General features: G+C 45.3%; 18 protein-coding genes, 1 tRNA gene and 1 pseudogene. 14 read left to right on the top strand and 6 right to left on the bottom strand.

Annotation, left to right across the window (positions count from 1 at the left end; all coding sequences use genetic code 11):
* Window positions 1-31: 31 nt before the first annotated feature.
* The 3 genes from MHB64_RS06625 (at window position 32) to MHB64_RS06635 (ending at window position 3,684) form a co-directional block, all read left to right on the top strand.
* Window positions 32-991 carry an aldolase catalytic domain-containing protein gene (locus tag MHB64_RS06625; RefSeq protein ID WP_170880320.1) on the top strand — a complete coding sequence of 320 codons (960 nt, stop codon included), beginning with the start codon at window positions 32-34 and terminating at the stop codon, window positions 989-991.
* Between the two features lie 329 nt (window positions 992-1,320).
* The gene (locus tag MHB64_RS06630; RefSeq protein WP_094878071.1) at window positions 1,321-3,447 is read left to right on the top strand and encodes a putative bifunctional diguanylate cyclase/phosphodiesterase; all 2,127 of its coding nucleotides are present in this window, start codon (window positions 1,321-1,323) and stop codon (window positions 3,445-3,447) included.
* A gap of 163 nt (window positions 3,448-3,610) precedes the next feature.
* A tRNA-Gly gene (locus MHB64_RS06635) sits at window positions 3,611-3,684 on the top strand.
* 125 nt (window positions 3,685-3,809) lie between these two features.
* Here MHB64_RS06635 and MHB64_RS06640 read toward each other — a convergent pair.
* A complete protein-coding gene (locus MHB64_RS06640) occupies window positions 3,810-5,165 on the bottom strand; it encodes a dipeptidase (RefSeq protein ID WP_094871280.1) in 1,356 nt (451 codons plus the stop codon).
* 289 nt (window positions 5,166-5,454) lie between these two features.
* Between MHB64_RS06640 and MHB64_RS06645 the strand changes: the two genes are divergently transcribed.
* From MHB64_RS06645 to MHB64_RS06660, 4 genes are all read left to right on the top strand, one after another.
* Window positions 5,455-5,850: a winged helix-turn-helix transcriptional regulator gene (locus MHB64_RS06645; protein ID WP_256989872.1), complete on the top strand. Its 396-nt coding sequence runs from the start codon at window positions 5,455-5,457 to the stop codon at window positions 5,848-5,850.
* A 42-nt stretch (window positions 5,851-5,892) separates the two neighbouring features.
* On the top strand, window positions 5,893-6,846 hold the full coding sequence (locus MHB64_RS06650; protein ID WP_341133990.1) for a TRM11 family SAM-dependent methyltransferase: 954 nt from the start codon (window positions 5,893-5,895) through the stop codon (window positions 6,844-6,846).
* Between the two features lie 32 nt (window positions 6,847-6,878).
* Entirely contained in the window at window positions 6,879-7,496 is a 618-nt protein-coding gene (locus tag MHB64_RS06655) for an NUDIX hydrolase (protein WP_094877435.1), read from the top strand.
* A gap of 202 nt (window positions 7,497-7,698) precedes the next feature.
* On the top strand, window positions 7,699-7,851 hold the full coding sequence (locus tag MHB64_RS06660; protein ID WP_179281637.1) for a hypothetical protein: 153 nt from the start codon (window positions 7,699-7,701) through the stop codon (window positions 7,849-7,851).
* 101 nt (window positions 7,852-7,952) lie between these two features.
* On the opposite strand, the gene MHB64_RS06665 is transcribed toward MHB64_RS06660, so the two are convergent.
* From MHB64_RS06665 to MHB64_RS06675, 3 genes are all read right to left on the bottom strand, one after another.
* Complete coding sequence (locus MHB64_RS06665; RefSeq protein ID WP_341133991.1) at window positions 7,953-8,420, bottom strand: ASCH domain-containing protein; 468 nt, start codon at window positions 8,418-8,420, stop codon at window positions 7,953-7,955.
* Window positions 8,421-8,446: 26 nt separating this feature from the next.
* On the bottom strand, window positions 8,447-10,420 hold the full coding sequence (locus MHB64_RS06670; protein WP_341133992.1) for an ABC-F family ATP-binding cassette domain-containing protein: 1,974 nt from the start codon (window positions 10,418-10,420) through the stop codon (window positions 8,447-8,449).
* A gap of 122 nt (window positions 10,421-10,542) precedes the next feature.
* Complete coding sequence (locus MHB64_RS06675; RefSeq protein ID WP_156114741.1) at window positions 10,543-10,710, bottom strand: hypothetical protein; 168 nt, start codon at window positions 10,708-10,710, stop codon at window positions 10,543-10,545.
* A gap of 179 nt (window positions 10,711-10,889) precedes the next feature.
* On the opposite strand from MHB64_RS06675, the gene MHB64_RS06680 reads away from it, so the two are divergent.
* The gene (locus tag MHB64_RS06680; protein ID WP_076298221.1) at window positions 10,890-11,267 is read left to right on the top strand and encodes a PH domain-containing protein; all 378 of its coding nucleotides are present in this window, start codon (window positions 10,890-10,892) and stop codon (window positions 11,265-11,267) included.
* A gap of 121 nt (window positions 11,268-11,388) precedes the next feature.
* On the opposite strand, the pseudogene MHB64_RS06685 reads toward MHB64_RS06680, so the two are convergent.
* Window positions 11,389-11,731, bottom strand: a pseudogene (locus MHB64_RS06685) (chromate transporter); the annotation flags it as partial.
* A 207-nt stretch (window positions 11,732-11,938) separates the two neighbouring features.
* On the opposite strand from MHB64_RS06685, the gene ggt reads away from it, so the two are divergent.
* Together ggt and MHB64_RS06695 are read left to right on the top strand one after the other, a co-directional pair.
* The gene (gene ggt / locus MHB64_RS06690; RefSeq protein ID WP_341133993.1) at window positions 11,939-13,516 is read left to right on the top strand and encodes a gamma-glutamyltransferase; all 1,578 of its coding nucleotides are present in this window, start codon (window positions 11,939-11,941) and stop codon (window positions 13,514-13,516) included.
* 188 nt (window positions 13,517-13,704) lie between these two features.
* Window positions 13,705-15,063 (top strand): amidase family protein, encoded by a 1,359-nt coding sequence (locus MHB64_RS06695; protein WP_445671600.1) that lies wholly within the window; start codon window positions 13,705-13,707, stop codon window positions 15,061-15,063.
* A 437-nt stretch (window positions 15,064-15,500) separates the two neighbouring features.
* Here MHB64_RS06695 and MHB64_RS06700 read toward each other — a convergent pair whose 3' ends face one another.
* Window positions 15,501-15,884, bottom strand: a complete 384-nt coding sequence (locus tag MHB64_RS06700; RefSeq protein WP_094871269.1) for a RidA family protein — start codon at window positions 15,882-15,884, stop codon at window positions 15,501-15,503.
* A gap of 239 nt (window positions 15,885-16,123) precedes the next feature.
* On the opposite strand from MHB64_RS06700, the gene MHB64_RS06705 reads away from it, so the two are divergent.
* The 4 genes from MHB64_RS06705 to MHB64_RS06720 all read left to right on the top strand — a co-directional run bounded on the left by MHB64_RS06705 (window position 16,124) and on the right by MHB64_RS06720 (window position 20,765).
* Window positions 16,124-17,698 (top strand): PucR family transcriptional regulator, encoded by a 1,575-nt coding sequence (locus MHB64_RS06705; protein WP_094871267.1) that lies wholly within the window; start codon window positions 16,124-16,126, stop codon window positions 17,696-17,698.
* 39 nt (window positions 17,699-17,737) lie between these two features.
* Window positions 17,738-18,856 carry an XdhC family protein gene (locus MHB64_RS06710; RefSeq protein WP_341133994.1) on the top strand — a complete coding sequence of 373 codons (1,119 nt, stop codon included), beginning with the start codon at window positions 17,738-17,740 and terminating at the stop codon, window positions 18,854-18,856.
* The gene (locus MHB64_RS06715) at window positions 18,798-19,370 is read left to right on the top strand and encodes an NTP transferase domain-containing protein (RefSeq protein WP_179283703.1); all 573 of its coding nucleotides are present in this window, start codon (window positions 18,798-18,800) and stop codon (window positions 19,368-19,370) included. Before MHB64_RS06710 ends, MHB64_RS06715 begins: the two co-directional genes overlap by 59 nt.
* Window positions 19,371-19,607: 237 nt before the next feature.
* Window positions 19,608-20,765, top strand: coding sequence for a BMP family ABC transporter substrate-binding protein (locus tag MHB64_RS06720; protein ID WP_094877427.1), 1,158 nt, complete (start codon window positions 19,608-19,610; stop codon window positions 20,763-20,765).
* Window positions 20,766-20,772 lie beyond the last annotated feature (7 nt).

Here is a 20,772-nt window from a genome sequence, read left to right on the forward strand (position 1 = left end):
CGATGATTGCAGGAATTGAAGGGAGATAATTATGAAGACTAATCAATGTAAAATTGTTGACTGCACCATTCGCGATGGGGGGCTCGTTAACAACTGGGATTTCAGCGTGGAATTTGTGCAAAATTTGTATGCCGGCTTGAATGAGGCTGGTGTTGACTATATGGAAATCGGTTATAAAAACTCCCCTAAACTGCTCAAAGGAGCAGAAGGTGCTGGACCATGGCGTTTTCTGAACGATGACTTCTTACGTAAAGTTATCCCGCAAAAGGGACATACGAAGCTTTCCGCTTTGGTTGATATCGGTCGTGTGGATGAAAATGATATTTTACCTCGCAGCGAAAGTATGCTGGATCTGATTCGGGTAGCTTGCTATAGCAAAGATGTGGAGAAAGCCTTACAGCTGGTACAAACCTTCCATGATCTAGGCTATGAGACAACAATCAATATTATGGCTTTGTCGAATGTAATGGAGAATGAATTATTAGAAGCTTTCGAAATGATTCGTGAGAGTGTAGTTGATGTGGTATACATTGTGGATTCATACGGTAGTCTAGATCACAACGACATCAATTACTTAGTGGAGAAGTTCAAAACTCATTTGCCAAACAAACGCCTGGGCGTACATACGCATAATAATCTTCAACTGGCGTTCTCCAATACGTTGATTGCTGCTGAGAAAGGTGTAGAGCTGTTGGACGCTTCCTGTTATGGAATGGGACGTGCTGCGGGGAACTGTCCTACAGAGCTGCTAGTGACTCATTTGAAGAATACACGCTACACATTGCGTCCTGTCATTGATATCATTGAACGCCTGATGATTCCTTTACGTGAAAAAGAAGAGTGGGGCTATATCATTCCTTACATGATCACTGGTACGCTTGATGAGCATCCACGTTCAGCAATGGCGCTTCGCGCATCGGCGGATAAGGATAAAGCGGTTGATTTCTATGATAAGCTTACAACACCAGAGGTTAACTTCGGAGATAAATAAACCTGTTGTTCAGAAGCACTGAACCCGTTCGTAGGGGGAAGTGCTTTTTTTTGAATAAAAATAAAATTTCTATAAGTTTCTATGATAAATGATTCTAATATTTTTCGCTAAAATGCTTAAAGTTCTAATAAGAAGTCTGAAGGTATTTTTGCTTGCCTGCTAGAAGAAAATGGTTTATATTTATGCAAGATTTATGAATAATCGCTATAAAAATACTACCGCACAAAAGAAATGTAACTTTAAAGACCGATCTAGCCGATATTTATACATAGGACAAGACTATACATAGTTGCTTAATAATCGACATCATTTTCAGACGCGAGGGACCTATGAGACAAGAAGAGAAAAAGACCATTCAAGCGGCTATTATAGGAGCCTTACTGTTCCTATTCATTCAAATTTTCCATACATCGCTAAACCGATTGGACAATTGGGATATTATTTCTGCACTCTATCTCATTGTCGGATGTTGTACTGTTGCTTTTGGATTTGCGATATTTGCACAGGGTTGGTTGTTCTTCTCTAGCAGATTATCTAAAGGAAGATTATATGTCGCTGCTCTTTTTGGTGGAATATGTATTATTGATTTCTTGCATACACTCGGCTTTGTAGCATTTCCATTGATTTCATCGTTTATAACCCCTGAGGAATCAAGGTGGCTGCTTACCTTTTCAAGACTATCCAGCGGACTAGGCATTTTGTTCATTTTTAGTAGAGAAGACAAACCTGTGACCGTTGCCGAAAAAAGAAATGTATTCAGAATCGCCTTCATGTTGATTGTGCTCTTCATCGCATTATTTGTATTTATCCATTCGGCAGTGCCTGAGTTATTTACTAAGCCTTGGATGAGTACAATTAAACAATTCGTTGATCTGGCAGTACTTTTTGTTTATTTAGCAGGTGTTGCTGTCATCGTATTTCCTGGGAATAATGAAAAGTCAGCTTCGCTGCTTGTTATTATTCGGGCACTTATCTTTTTCTCGCTAGGACAGGCTTTCTTTATGACTCCCTTAAGTGGGGGGAATATTGATGATCTCTTTGGGATGTTATGTAGCGGAATTGCTTATTACCAGTTACTTACCGGCGTGTATCGCCTGACGATTGAAGAGCCATTTTACGAGAAACAGTTGGCCGAAGAACGGATCAATTATTTGGCCTATCATGATGATTTAACAGGACTTCCAAATAGACGTCGGCTGACACAGCGTGTAGAAGAAATGATTGATGCTGGAGAGACAGACACGAGTGATCAATTCTCAGCTTTGGCTATTATGAATATTAATCATTTTAAGAATATAAATGACTCTCTGGGTCATTATGCCGGAGACCTTTTATTGAAATTAGTGTCTGAGCGTCTTAGTATTGAGGCTAGATCCAGTGAAGAGCTGTATAGTATGGGAGCGGACGAGTTTGCTTTTTTAATGACAGAAAGAGCAAGTCTTGGAGAATGCTTGGCACGAGCTACAGAGTTGCTCAGATTATTTGAAGCACCCGTTAATATAGAATCTGGTGAGTACCATATCTCACTCAGCTTGGGGATGAGTATTTATCCTGGTGACGGGGAAACTGCGGAACATCTCATTCAAAATGCGGATACTGCTGTTCATAATGCGAAGGAGCAAGGCGTGGAGATTCGCCGTTATATCCCAGCCATGCAGATGAAAGCAAAGGAACGACTGAAGCTGGAAAATGACCTGCGAAGAGCGCTTGAACGTGATGAGTTCTATCTCGTATATCAACCCAAGGTGCAGCTGGAGACGGAAGAGATTGTAGGAATGGAAGCTTTATTGCGCTGGAATCATCCTAAGCGTGGTATTGTCTCACCTAATGAATTTATTCCATTAGCTGAGGATAGTGGGCTAATTGTTCCAATTGGGGAATGGGTACTGAAGACGGCATGCCTGCAAAATAAACAGTGGCAGTTAGCAGGCTACCAGCCGATATGCGTATCTATCAACTTATCTATGCGTCAATTCCTTCAGCCGAATCTGGCTGGTAAAATTCATTCCATTCTGACCGATATTGGTTTGGATCCATGTTATGTTGATCTTGAAATTACAGAGAGTATGACGTTGGATAAAGAAACGGCCTTTGATCAGCTGAAGCGCTTGAAAGAGCTAGGTGTGTTCATTAGCATTGATGATTTTGGTACAGGTTACAGCTCACTGCACTATTTGAAGAATATGCCGATCGACAGGCTAAAGATTGACAGATCGTTTGTCTCCGAGGTTATGGAGGATAGTAATAATGCGGCAATAGTCTCCACGATTACTTCTATGGCGCATCATTTAAAGCTTAAAGTTACCGCAGAAGGGGTGGAGAACAAGGAGCAGCTGCAGTTTTTGCGTGAGCAGCATTGCCATGAAGCTCAAGGGTTTTTGTTCAGTAAACCTATTCAAGCAGCTGAATTTGAAACAGCGTTTTTGAAAAAGGCTCCCCTCGGCGCTTCCTTGTAAAATATAAGAAAGTATAAATTTCACACCATACTCTATGTCTTATATTTCTTGCTTAAACGCTTACCGTCCTTATTAGGACTCCGGAGGCGTTTATGCTTGAACAGAAAATTGTTGATTTTTATTTATAGGGGTGATACAATATCTCTTGTACTCACTTTCTAATGCGGGTGTAGTTCAATGGTAGAACTTCAGCCTTCCAAGCTGATAGCGTGGGTTCGATTCCCATCACCCGCTCCATAATTTAAACTTCCAATTCCTTGCGATGCAAGGATTTTTTTATTGCTTTGTTTAATGATATTGTTCATCAAAAAGCCAGGCTCCTCCACGAAGGGGGAGCCTGGCTTTTTAACTACCCTTTGATCTTAAACAGTCTTCAAGAACTCAACAATGGTGAGCAGTCCCTTATCAAAGTTCTCAAGGTTGAAATGCTCATCCGGTGCATGCAGGTTCTCATCATCAAGGCCAAAGCCCATCAGGACCACTGGTGCTTCAAGTACACGGGAGAAGCTTTCCATGATCGGAATGGAGCCACCGTCTTTGGTGAAGAGGGCACGGGTTCCGTATACTTTGCCGTAAGCGTCTGCTGCAGTTTGCAGAATAGGGTTCGATGGATCGATGTTAAAGGCACGCGCCTTCTCCATTTGCTGCACATGGACTTTCGCTCCGGTTTGAATATTAGCCTTCAGATGCGCTTCAACGGCATCAAGAACATGCTGTGGATCCTGATCGCCAACGAGACGGCAAGTAATCTTGGCATGTGCTTCTTTTGGAATAACGGTCTTGCTTCCTTCACCTTGGAAGCCCCCATAGACACCGTTAAGCTCAAGTGTAGGGCGAGCACCAATACGTTCTACAAAAGAATAACCTTCTTCACCGTATAATGCGTCAAGTCCAAGTCCTTCGCGAATCTTATCTTCATTCACGCCTTGCTTCACGAATTCCTCTCGTAGCATTGGAGAAAGTTCAGGTACACCATCATAGAAGCCTTCTACAGAAACACGACCTTTGTCGTCATGAAGGGAGCTGAGCAGGGACACGAGAGCGTGCAGTGCATTCGGAACACCACCACCGTAAGAACCGGAGTGCAGGTCTGTAAGAGCTGTAGTTACGCTCACTTCAAGTGATCCTAGGCCACGTAGTCCTGTGCAAATTGCAGGGCGACCGCGTTCCAGCAGGGAAGTGTCCGAGACTAGCACCGCATCCGCAGCCAGCTTCTCTTTGTTAGCTTCCAGGAATGGAGGGAGATTTGCGCTGCCGATTTCTTCTTCACCTTCGATGCAGAGCTTGATGTTAACAGGAAGAGTACCTTCTTGTTTCAGGATTGCTTCAATCGCTTTGAGGTGAATGAATACTTGCCCTTTGTCATCCGTTGCGCCACGTGCATACAGCTTGCCGTCACGGATCTCTGGTTCAAACGGAGGTGTAGTCCACAGGTTCAGCGGATCTACTGGCTGCACATCGTAGTGGCCGTATACAAGAATGGTAGGCTTACCCGGAGCATGAAGATAGTCAGCATATATGACGGGATGTCCCGCTGTCGGATGAAGCTCAATGTTCTCAAGTCCGGCTTTCTTTAGTGTGTCTGTCAGCCAATGGGCTGCAGCTAGTACATCATCCTTATGCTCAGACAAGGCAGAAATACTTGGAATCTTGAGCCATTGTTTTAGTTCTTCGAGATGTTCATCCCGGTGTGTTGAAAAATACGTTTCATATGACATAGTGTGTATGTACCTCCTTAAGTTTTGCTGCGCAAAACCGGCTATGAGCTTAATTGCCATACGTGACCGTCTTGTTTAGCATTCTATAGGAATCATTATACTGGAGAACTCACTATGGATCAAAAGCGATCGGAAAGATGTCTTATCTGATGATCGTGACAGGCACTTCCTTTCGTAAAGATTAGTTCTTTTCCGGTTGTTGATTACTAACAGTAACCATGATAAGCTGGATAAGCTCAAGAGATACAAAAGTGCGATTACATGCTTAAGTTACATGGAGGTAACCACTTTGGAACATTCAAGAGACGAACCCATTCGGCTAATGCCAACGTTAGAGGACTACTCCGTCACTCGTCAAATTCTGGATAGGATTGGGGACAAATGGAGTGTACTCATTGTTGTGAACTTAGGTGCAAAAGCACTGCGGTTTAAAGAGCTGCAGCGGCGTTCTGGTGGAATATCACAACGGATGCTGACCCAGACTCTGCGTCATTTAGAACGAGACGGTATAGTTTGGCGTAAAGTCACACCTACGGTGCCTTTGACTGTTGAATACGGTCTGACGAGTTTAGGGGAGTCCCTGCTGGATCCTTTAACTTCCCTAGTGGAATGGGTCAATAGGAACAACGCTGAAATCGCCAAAGCACGAGTAGGTTATGATATTCAGCACGAAATGCAGGAGTAGTAAGCTAGTCGTACAATTACCTGGAATAGAGGATGGATTATTTTGCAAAAGAAAAGTGGGAACAACACATTTATATATACTTACACCTGTTCAGAGGACGAGTTATCGCTATGTCAGATGGAGCTTCGTTGTCTTTTTGGAGAGGAAGTACCTTCTTCCATATTTAAGAGTGAGGTAGAGGTGGATGTCAGCCGCAGTCCCTTCATTAAAGAACGATTGGATGTTATGTACGAGGGAGACAGCTTGCCTGAGATTTATGATCAAACCGAGCAAGTGGAGCTTGGCGGCAAGACATTTAAGGTTATTTTTGTGAAGACTAATGATCTGTCCCCTGCGGACAAAATAGAATATGATGAGCGTAGAGTGATCGAGCGAGAAATTGGGCTGCGTATTGAAGGGGAAGCGGATGTAAACCACCCTCAGTTGGTATATGGTATTGTTACGCTGGGTGGGCGCTGGTACTTTGGCTCTTATCATAAAAACAAGGCTACGTGGTTCCGTCAAATGAAGAAGCCGCGTAGCTATTCTATCGCGCTTAGCACACGTGTTGCCCGAGCCGCGGTCAACATCGCCGTTCCGAATCCGGAAGGTGTACGAGCCATCGATCCTTGCTGCGGCATCGGAACAGTAATGGTAGAGGCTTTGTCGATGGGGATCAACATGGTCGGACGTGACATTAATCCTCAGATCGCGATCGGTGCCCGAACAAATATTGCTCATTTTGGATTCTCAAGTGAGGTAACATTAGGGGATATCGCTGACATCACAGAACATTACGACGTTGCTATTGTAGATATGCCTTATAATCTATATTCTAGTATTACACCTGAGGAACAGTTTACGATTCTAGTGAATGCACGCCGGATTGCAGATCGGGTGGTTATCGTTGCGATCGAACCGATGGATGAGATGATCAATGAAGCTGGATTTACGATTATAGACCGTTGTGAAGCTAAAAAAGGTTTGTTCTCCCGTCATTTAATGCTTTGCCAGTAATCCTAATGAAGATCTTTTAAAGGGGTGCAGCAATGGAGCAGAAATGGTTAACCTGGGCTAAAGAAATACAGGCCATCGCACAGACTGGACTAACTTACGCTAAAGATGTCTACGATATAGAACGTTATCAAGCTTTGCGGGAGCTAAGTGTAGACATCCTCGCTAATTATACATTCGAAAGCAAGGAGAGAATAAGACTCTCCTTTGCTAGTGAGAGTGGCTACGCTACGCCGAAAGTAGATATCCGTGGTGTTGTTTTTCAGGGGGACAGAATCCTGCTGGTCCGCGAGAAATTAGATGGAAAGTGGGCGCTTCCCGGCGGCTGGGGAGATATTGGTCTGTCACCGAGTGAGGTTGTTGTTAAAGAAATTCAAGAAGAATCAGGATTTGAGGCAGAGGCAATTCGCTTGCTGGCTGTTCTGGATAAGAAATTTCATAACCATCCTCCGGAGCCGTATCATGTGTACAAGTTTTTTATCTTGTGCAGCATTGTGGGCGGTGAGGCGATGCAAGGGGTGGAGACGAGTGAAGTTTCCTTTTTTGCTGAAGATGAACTGCCTGAGCTCTCCGTGGAGCGGAATACCAAAGAGCAGATTCAGACGATGTTTGAATATTTACGAAATCCAGAAAAAGTAGTAATATTGGACTAAGAATTTGCATATGATGAATGACTTCCGTAAACCGAAGTTTTTAAAATATTAAAATTTTGGTTAATGATTATTATGTAAGCACTTTCAGTGTTAAGCCGCTGAGCCTTTATATCTAAAATAAAGTCAATATTCTAAGTTTTTGGGTCGAGCGGTCTACATTTTTTCCTCTACTGTGACGATAAGAATTTTAGGAGGGGATCGCATGGAACAAGAAGAGCTGAGCATTCCATTAAAACAGGAAAATGTTGTGCGTCCTGCAGAGGGCAATATTGCCACTGGGCTGATTTGGGGTATTTTAATCAGCATTCCGTTATGGATCTCTGTGATTGGCTGGATTCTGGGGTTTTGGCGCTGAGCCGTATTTTAATTATTATCTAACTCTAATAGTTGTATAGTATACATCAAAGGCGGTCTCTTCCTAACGGAAGAGGCCGCCTTTTTAGTTTCTTGAGTTTCTTATGATTTCGTAAATACCAGTCTAAAGTTCTCACAAACCACCTTCATTTTTGGATCAAAAGGCTTCTTCAAGAACGCTAAAGATTCTCTGGAGAAGAACTTCTCATGCTCATGGCGCCACGACTCCAGCGTTCTGTCATCCTCGCCTTCGCTATAGGCAAAGTCAGCGCCTACCTCATCAAAAGGAGTAATTTGCACATCTGTCGTAACGATCACAGCTTGTGGATTACCGTGGCCATCGAGCAGAATACTGTGTCGGCCAATTTCAGGTAGTGTCTCGTCGGAAATTGCATAAATTTCATAGTTCGAAGCGGTGCCAGTCTTGATCCCTTGGATCACCAGATCCAATAGTTCATCGGCCATTTGAGGACTGTCACCAAAGGCCCAAGTCTCGTAGTTAGCCGCTGCTTGTGGATAAAGCTGGGTATATTCTTCCCAAAAAAGCGTAATCTTCGTTTCGTTGCTCATATCCCTATCTCCTCGTTTAATGATCGTTAATGTCCCGCAGTTTCCATCCAACCCGCATAAAGCTCATCTAGTTGCTCTTGCATTATATCGCGTTCTTTTAGTAGCTCCGCAAGCTCTGCCGCATTGCTACTAATCTGTGGATCTAGCATTTTTACATCAATTTCCTCAAGCTGTTCCTCGACCTCTGCAATAGCCTTCTCCCAGTCGAAGTGGACGCTCTTCTTGCGGGAACTGGACGAGTTAGCTGTAGTAACATTCACTGAACCGCTAGATTGAGGCTTACCGGAGCGTGATGAAGTTATTCCTTCTGAAGAGGAAGGTTTAGGTTGATCGGGAACAGAGGCTGATGCTGCTGATGCTGATGCCTTCTCAGCTTGTTTTTCCTTGTAATACTCATAGTTGCCGTTGAAAACTCCAAATCGTCCACTTTCAATGGACCAGAGCTTATGGAACAGACGATTAATGAAGTAGCGGTCATGGGATACGGCCAGTACTGTACCTGGGAATTCCTCTAAAGCTTCCTCCAGCGCCTCGCGGGAGTCAATATCTAGATGATTCGTTGGTTCATCCAGAATCAGCAGGTTCGGTTTACGATGCATCAGCACAGCGAAACGCAGGCGGGTCCATTCCCCTCCGGATAAATTCGTGATGTCTTTGAATACATCGGCACCATAGAATAGGAAACGCGCGAGCTGTCCGCGAGCTTCGCCCTCTTCTAGTCCGGCTTCTTCACGGAAGTAACGGAGTACAGATTGTTTGTTGTTTTCAGGGACGGCCTCTTGCGCGAGATAACCGACAACGGCTCTTGAACCCAGTGTACAATTTCCAGTATCTGGCGTTTGCTGACCTAAAATAATTCTTAATAGTGTACTTTTTCCTGCCCCGTTACCACCAATAAGCGCCGTAGTTTCTCCATAGCGAAGGACTTCATTTGCGTCTGTAAAAAGGCTCCGCTCTCCATATGCTTTACCGACATCCTCCAGAATGACAACTTGATTGCCGGAACGATCATTTTGCTGTAGCTGCAAATCCATCGACTTGCGCTCCAGAATAGGACGTTTAAGCTTCACCATGCGATCCAGAGCTTTTTGCATGGAGGCAGCTCTCCGGTAAAAAGCAGGGTTAGGAGGCGTCCCGCGATTGCCAAATTCGATGAGACGTTTGATGCTTTCCTGCATTTGTTTTATTTTTTTCTGCTGCTCTTGGTAATCAGCGAATTGTTGAAGCAGACGTGTTTCCTTCTCTACCTGATAGCCGCTGTAGTTGGTATGGAAGGTAAAAGCCTCGCCATCCTCAATCTCGATCACTTTCTTGACTACAGCATCGAGGAAATAACGATCATGGGAAATGGCTAGCACTGTACCGTCATAGCTCTGTAAGTACTGCTCTAACCACTCGATGGCGTTCATGTCCAGATGATTGGTTGGCTCATCGAGTAGGAGTACATCGGGTCTACGCAGCAGCAGCTCTGCCAGTCCGACTTTAGTTTTCTCGCCGCCAGAAAGAGTGGAGAAGAGTCGGCTATATTGCCCAGCGTCGATTCCTAAACCAGTGGCCACTCGCTGAATTGTGGATTCAATTTCGTAGCCTCCTGCGGTCTCAAATTTATCCTGAAGGCTACCGTATTCTTTCAGCAGCCGATTCCATAGTGTTTCATCTGTCCCGGTATTGAAGGTGGACATTTCAAGCTCCAGCTCTCGCAGGCGTTGTTGCCATTGCAAAGGTTCAGCAAAGCTACGCTGTAGAACTTCATATACGGTTTCTTTCTCGGCAACCTCTTGAATTTGAGCCAGCATTCCTACTACACTACCTTTGCGAATGGAGATTTGCCCTTGATCGGGGCGCTCTTCGCCATTAAGTAAATGGAAAAGCGTAGTTTTACCACAACCATTGCGGCCGATGAGACCGATTTTTTCTCCTTGGCGGATATCGAAGGTGATGCTATTTAGTACGAGCTGTGCACCGTGGTACTTTTGAACATTTTGGCATTGAATAATCATATATATTCTCCTTTAAGAATGCCCTTTGCACCGCCAGAACCCTAAATCGAAACTGGAATTCTGCAAAAAAACCATAAAAAAAGACCGTAGGGAAATTTCCCCACGGCCTTATCATTCTCCGGTTAACTGATCCGTCCGGGTGATGGCAGGAAAGGCATTTCACAATTGTGTAGTGTTATTAAATTCATGGAAATGGACAGACTTCTCCCGTTATCGCCATTTACATGAGCAATGCCAGCTATCGCTTTAGGTAGCCGACTCATAACACTATTGGTCCAATTGTGATCCATTCCTTCCACACCCCTTTCATAACAAATTTAATGACAGTGTAAACAATAATCGGAAATTTAGCAAGTAAAAAGATGGCAATGCGAAATATACACTGCATAGAATATGAATCGTTGAATATTATGGTTCTATGTGGGAGGAGACAAGCCACTAAAAATAACAGATGAAAAGGGGATGTTATATGGCGATTTTTGACGGGTTGATGGGTAATGCATCACAAGTAAATCTTGCGGAGGTACAGCGGGAATATGCACAAATTCTTGCCCCTCAAGAGAAAATTGAACGAGCCTACAAGCTGATTAGAGATATGTTTATTTTTACAGACAAACGACTGATTCTAGTGGATAAACAGGGACTGACGGGCAAAAAGACGGATTATCATTCCATCCCGTACAAAAGCATCTCGCATTATTCCGTAGAGACGGCAGGGCACTTTGATCTGGATGCGGAGCTATGTATCTATATTTCCAGCAGCACTGTGCCACTCAAGAAGACCTTTAATAAATCTGTGAATATTTATGAGGTGCAGGCGGTATTGTCACAATATATTTTAAAATAGTTCAGTTAGACAGTGTAGCGGAGTACAAGATCCCCATACGTAAAAGCGGCTAAGATGACTAAGGCAGGATGTACCTTAAGCCGCTTGATAGCCCAGAATGCGATTACTGCAATGAGCGCTTTCCAGCTACTACCCTTGAGCTACTTAAATAATTCACAGCTGATAACAGTATGATTATGACCAGGCAGCTAGGTAAAATATGTGCCGGAACTGACAGTATAGCCCCCCCTAACTCCTCGAAGTTTATACCCGAGATAAGCCGCCATCTTGGTGGCAATAGGCCCTGGTAGTGCCTTTGCAATCGCCAATGTCTCCCCGAATTCGTCATCACTTAGCCAAGTGTAGCGAGCTGCCGCATTATGCCGGATGAATGGAATTACCGAAGGTCCTCCGCCATAGCCGACAATCCCAGTTCTGAACATGGCGATAGCTATTTGTACATAATCTTTATGGATGGATATCATGTGAGATCTCCCCTTGTTTTTAGAGCCCATTCTATACAATTCATATGTGTGAAGCTACGTGGTCGACTAGCAATTAGCTAATCTTTGTGCATGGATCACAAAAAAAAGATGTTAATTTTGCGGGTTAGTGTAATCGATTGACAGGGGATTTTTATGTGATGTTAAATGACGTTAAATGAGTGAAAAGTTTATAGGGAGATGGGGAATATGGCGGAGAAACCTGTAATAGGCACCAAAACAATGGTCGTCAGCCCTCATTATTTAGCTTCGGCTGCGGGTGCGCGCATTTTGGAAAGAGGAGGAAATGCCTTTGATGCGGCAGTGGCGGTCAGTGCTACGCTCGCTGTAGTCTACCCGCATATGACGGGGCTTGGTGGGGATTCGTTTTGGTTGACTTATAGCGCGCAAGAGGCGCGTGTTCGGGCGTATAACGGAAGCGGACGATCGGGTTATGGAGTCCGCAGAAGTTGCTTTGCCGGGGAGGGAGCTATCCCGAGGCGGGGGATCCGCAGTGCCATCACCGTGCCGGGGATGGTGGATAGCTGGGATGCCATGCTCAGCAAGTATGGCCGTTTAACGCTGGCAGAGGTGCTGGAGCCAGCCATCGGCTATGCTCAGAGTGGGTTTCCGCTGTCGCCGGACCAGCGGAATAATACGCTGCTTGCTGGAGCAGCGTTGTCAGCGGAGGCATCCGCGATATATATGCCGGGCAGAGTGGTTGTATCTGCTGGATCGAGATTTCAGCAGACACAACTGGCGGCAACCCTGAAGACGTTGGCTGCGGGTGGACGGGACGCTTTTTATAAGGGGAAGATTGCAGAAGATATTTGTGATTATATGCTGGCAGCCGGGGGTTATCTCACTCGGGATGACTTTGCGGATCATCAGGGGGATTGGGTCGAGCCGATTTATACGGAATATCATGGGCATAGGGTGTATCAAGTGCCGCCAAATTCTCAAGGGTTTACGGGGCTGATGAGTCTTAATATATTGGAGCATTTTAATTTCGGAGAAATCGAGCATGGCTCATATGATTATTATCACCTGCTTGTTGAGGCGCTGAAGCTGAGTTTTCGTGATCGGGATAGAGTGCTTACAGATCCGGATTTTAGTGCTATTCCTTTGGCGCAGCTGCTGGATAAGAACTATGCAGGACAACTAGCCTCTACGATCTCGATACAAAAAGCAGCGCAGCTGACAAGTCAGCCTATCGGTAGTGATACCGCATATGCTGCGGTTGTGGATGAAGAGGGGAATGCGGTCTCTTTTATTCAGAGTCTGTATTTTGAGTTTGGCTCCGGTGTGGTGGCTGGGAATACCGGGATTCTGCTTCAGAATCGGGGTTCGTTTTTCTCGCTTGATCCGAACCATATCAATACGCTTGAACCGCATAAGCGCAGCTTCCACACACTGATGCCAGCCATGGCCTGCCGAGAGGGTAAACCTGTGATCCTATATGGTACGCAAGGTGGTGAAGGTCAGCCGCAAACTCAAACGTTGCTACTTACAAGGATGCTGCATTATGGGATGAATCCGCAAACGGCTGTAAGTGAACCGCGTTTTGTATGGGGGAGAACGTGGGGTGAGCCTACGCAGGAAATGAAGGTGGAGGGCCGGGTAGCAGATGAGGTGCTGTCTGATTTAGAGGCGGCTGGTCATATTGTCCGGAAAGTGGACGCATACGACGGGATCGTGGGTCATGCCCACGCGATCTCCATAGATGACAATGGATATCGTAGTGGGGGGACGGACCCGCGCTGCGATGGCGCGGCGATAGGTTGGTAGGGTGAGATGCTCTCTCCAAATCCCCCGAATTGCTCCTTCCGTTATTTGGTAGGAAAGATATCGTGAGACGATTCTCGGAAAGGCAAATGGGAAAATCCTAGTTTAACGGAGCGATAGGTTCTTAATAGAAATGACGGATGACCGGTTGATTAAGATCTTAGAAGGAACGGTGAGGTGAGGGTGGAGCTATGATTCTGGATAATCGGTATGGTGCGTTCATAGATTCTGAGCTAACAGTCGGACGGTTAGGGAATGGGATATTGGACGGAATGACCTTTGCTGTAAAAGATGTGTATGCGATAGCAGGGCACAGCCCTTCTGCAGGTAATCCAGATTGGTTACGGAGCCACAATCCCTCTACAGAACATGCGGCAGTAGTTCGCCGGCTTCTCCAGTCGGGAGCGACGCTTCGAGGGGCGACTCATACGGATGAGCTGATGTACAGTCTGGGTGGTGAGAACCATCATTATGGAACGCCGATAAATCCCCGTGCCGCAGGTTGTATCCCGGGCGGTTCTTCTAGTGGATCGGCAGTAGCCGTAGCTTCTGGTAGTGTTGATTTTGCTCTCGGAACAGATACGGGTGGTTCTATTCGAGTCCCTTCTGCGTATTGCGGAGTATATGGCTTTCGACCGACACATGGTGTGGTGGATCTGAAAGGCGTGATCCCGTTATCACCGCAATTTGATACAGTAGGCTGGATGGCTGACCGTATGGATGTGCTCCAGAAGGTTGGGGAGGTTTTACTTGGAATTGGGCGCATGGATGAAAAAATAACGATAAGTATAGAAGGAAATTTAGAATTGAATATAGAGAACGTTGGGGAAAAAAATATAGAGGAAGAATTGGAGAATAATACTCAAAAGAACATAGAGGATGAGATACTAAAGAGCAAAGGAAATAATGTGGAATATAATTCGAGAAAGGATAAAGGGGATAATTCACAAAAGAAAATGGGAACTTTATTTGTCGCTACGGACTGTTGGGAATTGGTCGTTCCAAAGGATGTGAGTATTCTAGCGGATGGATTGAACTGCTTGCGGACTGGTGCTGATCATTTCCTCAAAACTGAAATAGCTCCAGAAGGATTGAAGGTCTGGATGGATGTTTTTCGAGAATTACAGGGTAATGAAATCTGGACAACCCATTGCGCCTGGATTGAAAAGGTAAAACCATTCTTTGGGCCAGATATTGCAGCACGGTTCTCTTGGGCTGCCAGTTTAGCTGACAAGGACCACAGTATCGCTCTGAATAAACGAGCGGAGATTTCTGCTCAATTGCGCGGATTGCTAGGAGAAGATAATTGTCTTGTGATTCCAACAGTACCTGGTCCTGCTCCACTGCGTGGAGGGGGGTTGCGTCAATTGGAAGAGAACCGTAGTGGAGCGATGATGTTGAGTTGCATAGCCGGACTGGCAGGTCTTCCTCAGGTAACATTACCTATGCTCTCTACAAATGGACTGCCGCTGGGATTGTCGGTTATCGCCGGACATGGGCAGGATCTTCGGTTACTCTCATGGGTGAAGGAGGTATGGCGGCGACCTTGAGATGACGGGACCTGATGGGTTTTGAGATGATAGGTGAAATTGGTTTTTAAAAAATGATCTCAATGTGATGAAGTAGGTTCAATAATGGTGTGTTAGAGTAAAAGATAAATTCAGCGCTCAAAAGTTGGCTTAAGACCAGCGTTTCAGTAAACTCCTCCATGTGAAGAAAAATAACGGTATAAATCCCGTAAAATGTGTGAAATCGGCTCATATAGCTCAAAATAACGGTATAAGTCCCGTAGAATGCGCGAAATCGGCTCATATAGCTGAAAATAACGGTATAAATCCCGTAGAATTCGAAAAATTGGCTCATATTGCGGGGAAGAAGGGCAAAAATGCCCCACGCCACAAAGGTCAGCTATGACACGCTCGCGTTTCACTCTGAACACGCAAACAAAGCACCTTCCGTGAAGAAGGTGCCATGCCCCGTCCGAGCTCTATTCTACGAATGCTTCGACTTCTATTTCTACTAACAATAGTGGATCAATAAGCGCCTTTACCTCTACCATGGTTGCTACAGGCTGAATATCTTTGAAGAATTCGCCGTGTGCTTTGCCGACTTCTTCCCAGCGTGAGATGTCTGTCACGAACATTCTTGTTCTAATTACATGCGACAAATCAGCATCTAGCTGGTTTAGCGCTTTTTCGATGGTATGTAGAATGAATTTCGTCTGCGCGTATGGATCTCCTACACCCACTACTTCCCCGTCTTGCATGGCTGTTGTTCCTGCGACTTCGATACGATTGCCGATTCGGATGGCGCGAGAATATCCAACCACCGACTCCCAGGGTGAACCCGTAAACACTTGCTTTTTACTCAAAAGATCCCCTCCAAATCCATCCTAATGTTGTCCGATCTAATTATACCTCTAACACAAGTGATGTGAACTAAAGTTTAATGATTCATCAGATACATTAATTTAATGTAATATTAACTAACATAATTATCATTAAATTTTAATTTTACTCTATCCAAGGAGGTTCATTTTAATTATAATGTTACATAAAATAACATTATAAATCAGAAATGGTTCTATTGATCCTAAAAAGGAGGGATGGCATGCATCTTACGGTTGAAGAAGCGTTGTCCATTTATCCTTTGTCCGAGGCGAAGCTTATCGCGGGGTCCAAGGGGAAACATCGAATTGTGAAATCGATTAATGTGATGGACGCACCTGATATTTCGGATTGGATCAAAGAAGGCGAGATGCTGCTAACGACAGCCTATTTAATCAAGGATAATCTGGAGGATGCCTCTGCTTTGCTGCAGACACTGAATCGAAGGGGCTCGTCGGCCTTGGGTATTAAGCTGGGACGATTTTGGGATGAAGTACCGGAGAAGCTAATCGCAGAAGCGGAGAACCTTAGCTTCCCCTTAATCCAATTGCCGTTCCAGTTCACTTTTTCGGATCAAATGAATGGCCTGTTTCGCGCCGAGCTTAGCCGGAGTACTCATGTTTTGCAGGGCATAATGGAGAAGCAGAAAAAGCTGATGCAATTTGCCCTGCGATCTGTCCGCAGCCGTCCACTGTTTGACTCGGTGTCTGAAGTGATTGGCCATTCACTTGTAGTGGTTAGCGCACGCGGGGATGTAATTTATAACAATTCTGAATATCAGACGTCACAGCTGCTGGAGGGTTGGCCTTGGCAGAAGCGTAATCAACGTTTTCGTGTAGAAGCTCGTACGGGTTATCGAACACCACTAATGCAAGGAGAAAAGTGTTCGGGCTATTTATTGTATTGTTCCATCGACCCTTTATTGCTCCCGGTGGAAGAGAGCTTGTTCGTTCAGGGCGCTGAACTTATTTCTTATCATATTCATTCAGGATACGAGGATTATTTTGAACAGGCAGAACATAGGGAATTCAGTGGATTGCTGAGACGTTGTCTAAATGGTAACTTATCTTACGCTGATTTAGCACAGGCTACGCTCGAATTGGAAATTGAACTGCTTCAGTCGCCATTTCAACTGGTATTAACTGATATTGTTGCGACTGTTGAAGACCGCCAAAGTGAGCTGCTTAGATTAAAAGAAGAATACACTGAACACCCCGTATTGCGGGAATCAACGGCCATTCATGTGATTGTAGACCAAGGATTATTGTCCATCTATCCGGCAACACTTCAGAGTCCTGAGCAATTTCGGGATGTAATTCAGGCTTGTTTTGACAACCTGAAGTTTGACAAGGGGGATTATCCACGAGCTGCGATAAGTAGTTATAAAGTGAAGCCGGATGGGCTGAAGGAGGCTTTTGCGGAGGTGAAGGAATGTATGGGGATGCTTCAGTTTGAGGGAGTGCATGGGAATGTTGTACATTATCGGCAGCTTGAGCTTTCCTTGCTTCTTGGGCAAATCCCGACAGAGGTCATGGAGAAATATTGCAACGGAACGCTTAGAGGACTGCTTAGCCGTGAGCCGGAGTATGTACGAGAAATGCTGCGGACGCTGGAAGTTTATCTAGAGAACGATGGGCATGTCAATGAGACAGCCAAAAAGCTGTTTATTCATCGGAACACGGCTACCTACCGAATCGAGAAGCTTAGTGAGCTCCTGGACGTCGATTTTAAAAAAATAAATGATCTAATGAGGCTGAAGCTAGTGTTCATGTTTCGGAGAATGCTTGGGCGGGACTAAGGACTGGGTTGAAATGCAAACACGGAGGAGGGGAACCTCGTGAATACACATGAGATCGCAATGCATATTCAAACCCATAAGGCACCTGCGGTGCTGGCGACGTTGATAGAAGTGGAGGGGCATTCGTATCGTAAACCCGGGGCAGTGATGCTGTTTTTTGAAGGGGGCACGATTGGAAGTCTGAGTCCAGGTTGTCTGGAAAGCGATCTGCAGCTACGTACCTCTGGAATATGGGAACGAGGGCTGCCCGAAATTGTGGAATACAATATGTTGTCTCCGGATGATTTGTCCTGGGGTGAAACTGTCGGGTGTGGGGGCAAAATTAAAGTGGTGCTTGAACCCGTGCAGGGTGAGCTCTACAAGCTTTTAGTGCAGGTGAGTGACAGATTGGCTAGGGGAGAGAATCTAGTTCTGTTCCGCGAAGCAGTGGAGAAAGGTTTTGCCTATAAGCTGGAGCCGGATACTTCGCTATCGCAGAACAAGAACCGTCTAAAATTATCCCCCTCGGCAAAAGAAAACCTAGCGACAGGTCACTTTATGGCCGCTCCAGCAGAATTGACAGCATTCCATACGTCTTTCGTGCCCAAACCGCGGCTTGTGATTTTTGGCGGGGGGCGTGATGTGGTTCCGATTGCGGAGCTTGCCGACAACGTTGGCTTTCGGGTTGCGGTTGCGGATTGGCGCGAAGGAAGCTTGCACAATAAGTTTCCTCGAGCTGAACAGGTAATTTGTTCCCCTATGGAGGTTGTTCAGCGATTGGGCGTAGCTCAGGAGGATTATGTATTGATTTGCAGTCATCAGCTTGGGAGGGATAGACAGTTCCTGGAGAGTGTGATTCCGCTTGCTCCTTTATATATAGGGATTATCGGGTCGAAGGTGCGGATATCTCTTTTACTGGAAGAGCTTGAGGCTCCTGCATCTTTGCATGCGCCTGTAGGGTTGCCCATTGGTGGAGAAGGTCCGGAGGAAATTGCGGTCAGTATTATAGCTGAAATTATTCAAATTAGAAGGGCGGGCTCACGAGAACTGCCCAAAGGAGTGGAGAGTATTGAAGGTAGCAGGAATATATTTGGCAGCGGGGCAGAGCAGGCGGATGGGCGTGTCCAAGGTTTCACTGAAATTGTCGCAGGAGGTCTCACTCGGGAGCGTCGCGCTTAGTGAATTGGATCGTTGCAATCTAGAACCGCTAATCGTGGTAGTGCGTGCGGATGACAACTTGGAATGGCTGCCACCCGCGATTGAACCGCAAGGATCCAGACGTACCGAAACTTGCTTAACCGCACATCTAGGATTGTCTTTTTCACTGCGCTGCGGTCTTAATGCGGTATTGCCTTTGCAGCCCGATGCAGTAGTTGTGGCGCTTGCGGATCAGCCATTTATTACTACGGCATTAGTGAATCGTTTAATACAAACGTTTGAACAATCACCGGACATGGATTATGTGGCTAGTGTCAGCAATGGGTCAGCTATGCCACCGGCTTTATTTTCGAAGACGTTGTTTCCAGTACTACAGGGATTGGATGGGGATCGCGGAGCGGCAGCGATTTTGCGTTCGCCTGATTATAAGGGAATCGTTCTGGAGTCTGAATCCACCCACTATTTCATGGATGCAGATACAGAAGAGGATTTTGGTGAGATTCAGGAGCAATGGATACTGAGGAACGAAAAATAGAAATGTAATCGAAAAGTGATCTGAGTAAGTGTTCTTTTTTCGCCTTTAGTCATATAATATGACACGGATCTCACCTTTGAAAAACCAGTTAGTGCATACCACACAAAAAAAGCTCTAATTCTTATCATCTAACACAAACGTATGTTATATAAATTTACGCAAAGACCACCTCTAAGTATAGTAGAAGTACATTAATGGTTGCAGCCATGATGAGAGATGATTTGGAGGAGGAGAATTATGATAAAAAGGGGTCAGTTCATAACATCTTGTCTTGCATTAATAGTTCTGATGACGGTGGCTTTGGTGGGGTGTGGCAGCAATAATACTTCTACAAATGCAACGGAGGCACCAGCGACAACTACAGCGGCAACAGATGCAACTGCAACAACAGAACCGGCTGCAAAGAAACCGACGGTTGCTTTTGTGTATATCGGTCCTCCAGGGGATGGCGGCTATACGTATCAACATGATCAAGGGCGGCTGTATCTGGAGAAGGAGCTTGGAATTAAAGCTGACTTTGTAGAAAATGTTCCTGAAAGTGCCGATGCGGAACGAATCATTACAGAACTTGCGCAATCACACGACATCGTGTTTACAACGAGCTTCGGATATATGGATTTTACTTTGAATGTAGCAGGCAAATTTCCCAATGTGAAGTTCATGCATGCTTCTGGTTATAAAACCGCAGAGAACATGGGGACCTACTTCGGGAAGAATTATCAAGCCAGTTATTTGAGCGGTATTGCGGCTGGAAAAATGACCAAAAACAATCAGCTGGGTTATGTCGGTGCTTTTCCGATCAGTGAAGTAATTTATAACTTGAATGCATATACCCTTGGCGCACAAAGTGTCAATCCGGATGTGAAAGTGAATGTGGTTTGGACGAATACATGGTATGACCCGACGACTGAACGCCAAGCGGCAATCAGTTTGCTGGATAAAGGGGCGGATGTGCTTTTGGCTTATCAGGATTCCCCTGCTACACTGCAGGCTGCTGCTGAACGGGGCGCTTTTGCCGGGGGAAATGACTCGGATATGAGCAAATACGCCCCGGATAATTATTTAACGAATCCAGTATGGAACTGGGGTCCTTATTACGTAAAGGCTGTGCAGGCAGTTATAGATGGAACATGGAAGAGCGAGCAATATTCCGGTGATATGGCTGACGGTATGGTGGAGTTGGCTCCTTTCGGGAACAAGATTCCAGAGGATGTGAAAAAGCTTGTCGAAGACGCCAAAGCCAAAATTATCAGCGGTGAGCTTGAGGTTTTCACAGGTCCGATCTCAGATAATCAAGGGAATGTGAAGGTTCAGGAGGGTCAGAAGCTGACCTTGGAGGAAGTGCTGGGCATGAACTGGCTCGTAAAAGGTGTGGAAGGAACCATCCCACAATAATAATAAA

The organism is Paenibacillus sp. FSL K6-2859, from assembly GCF_038008265.1.
In the GTDB taxonomy this organism is placed as follows: Bacteria; Bacillota; Bacilli; order Paenibacillales; family Paenibacillaceae; genus Paenibacillus_AQ; species Paenibacillus_AQ nitricinens.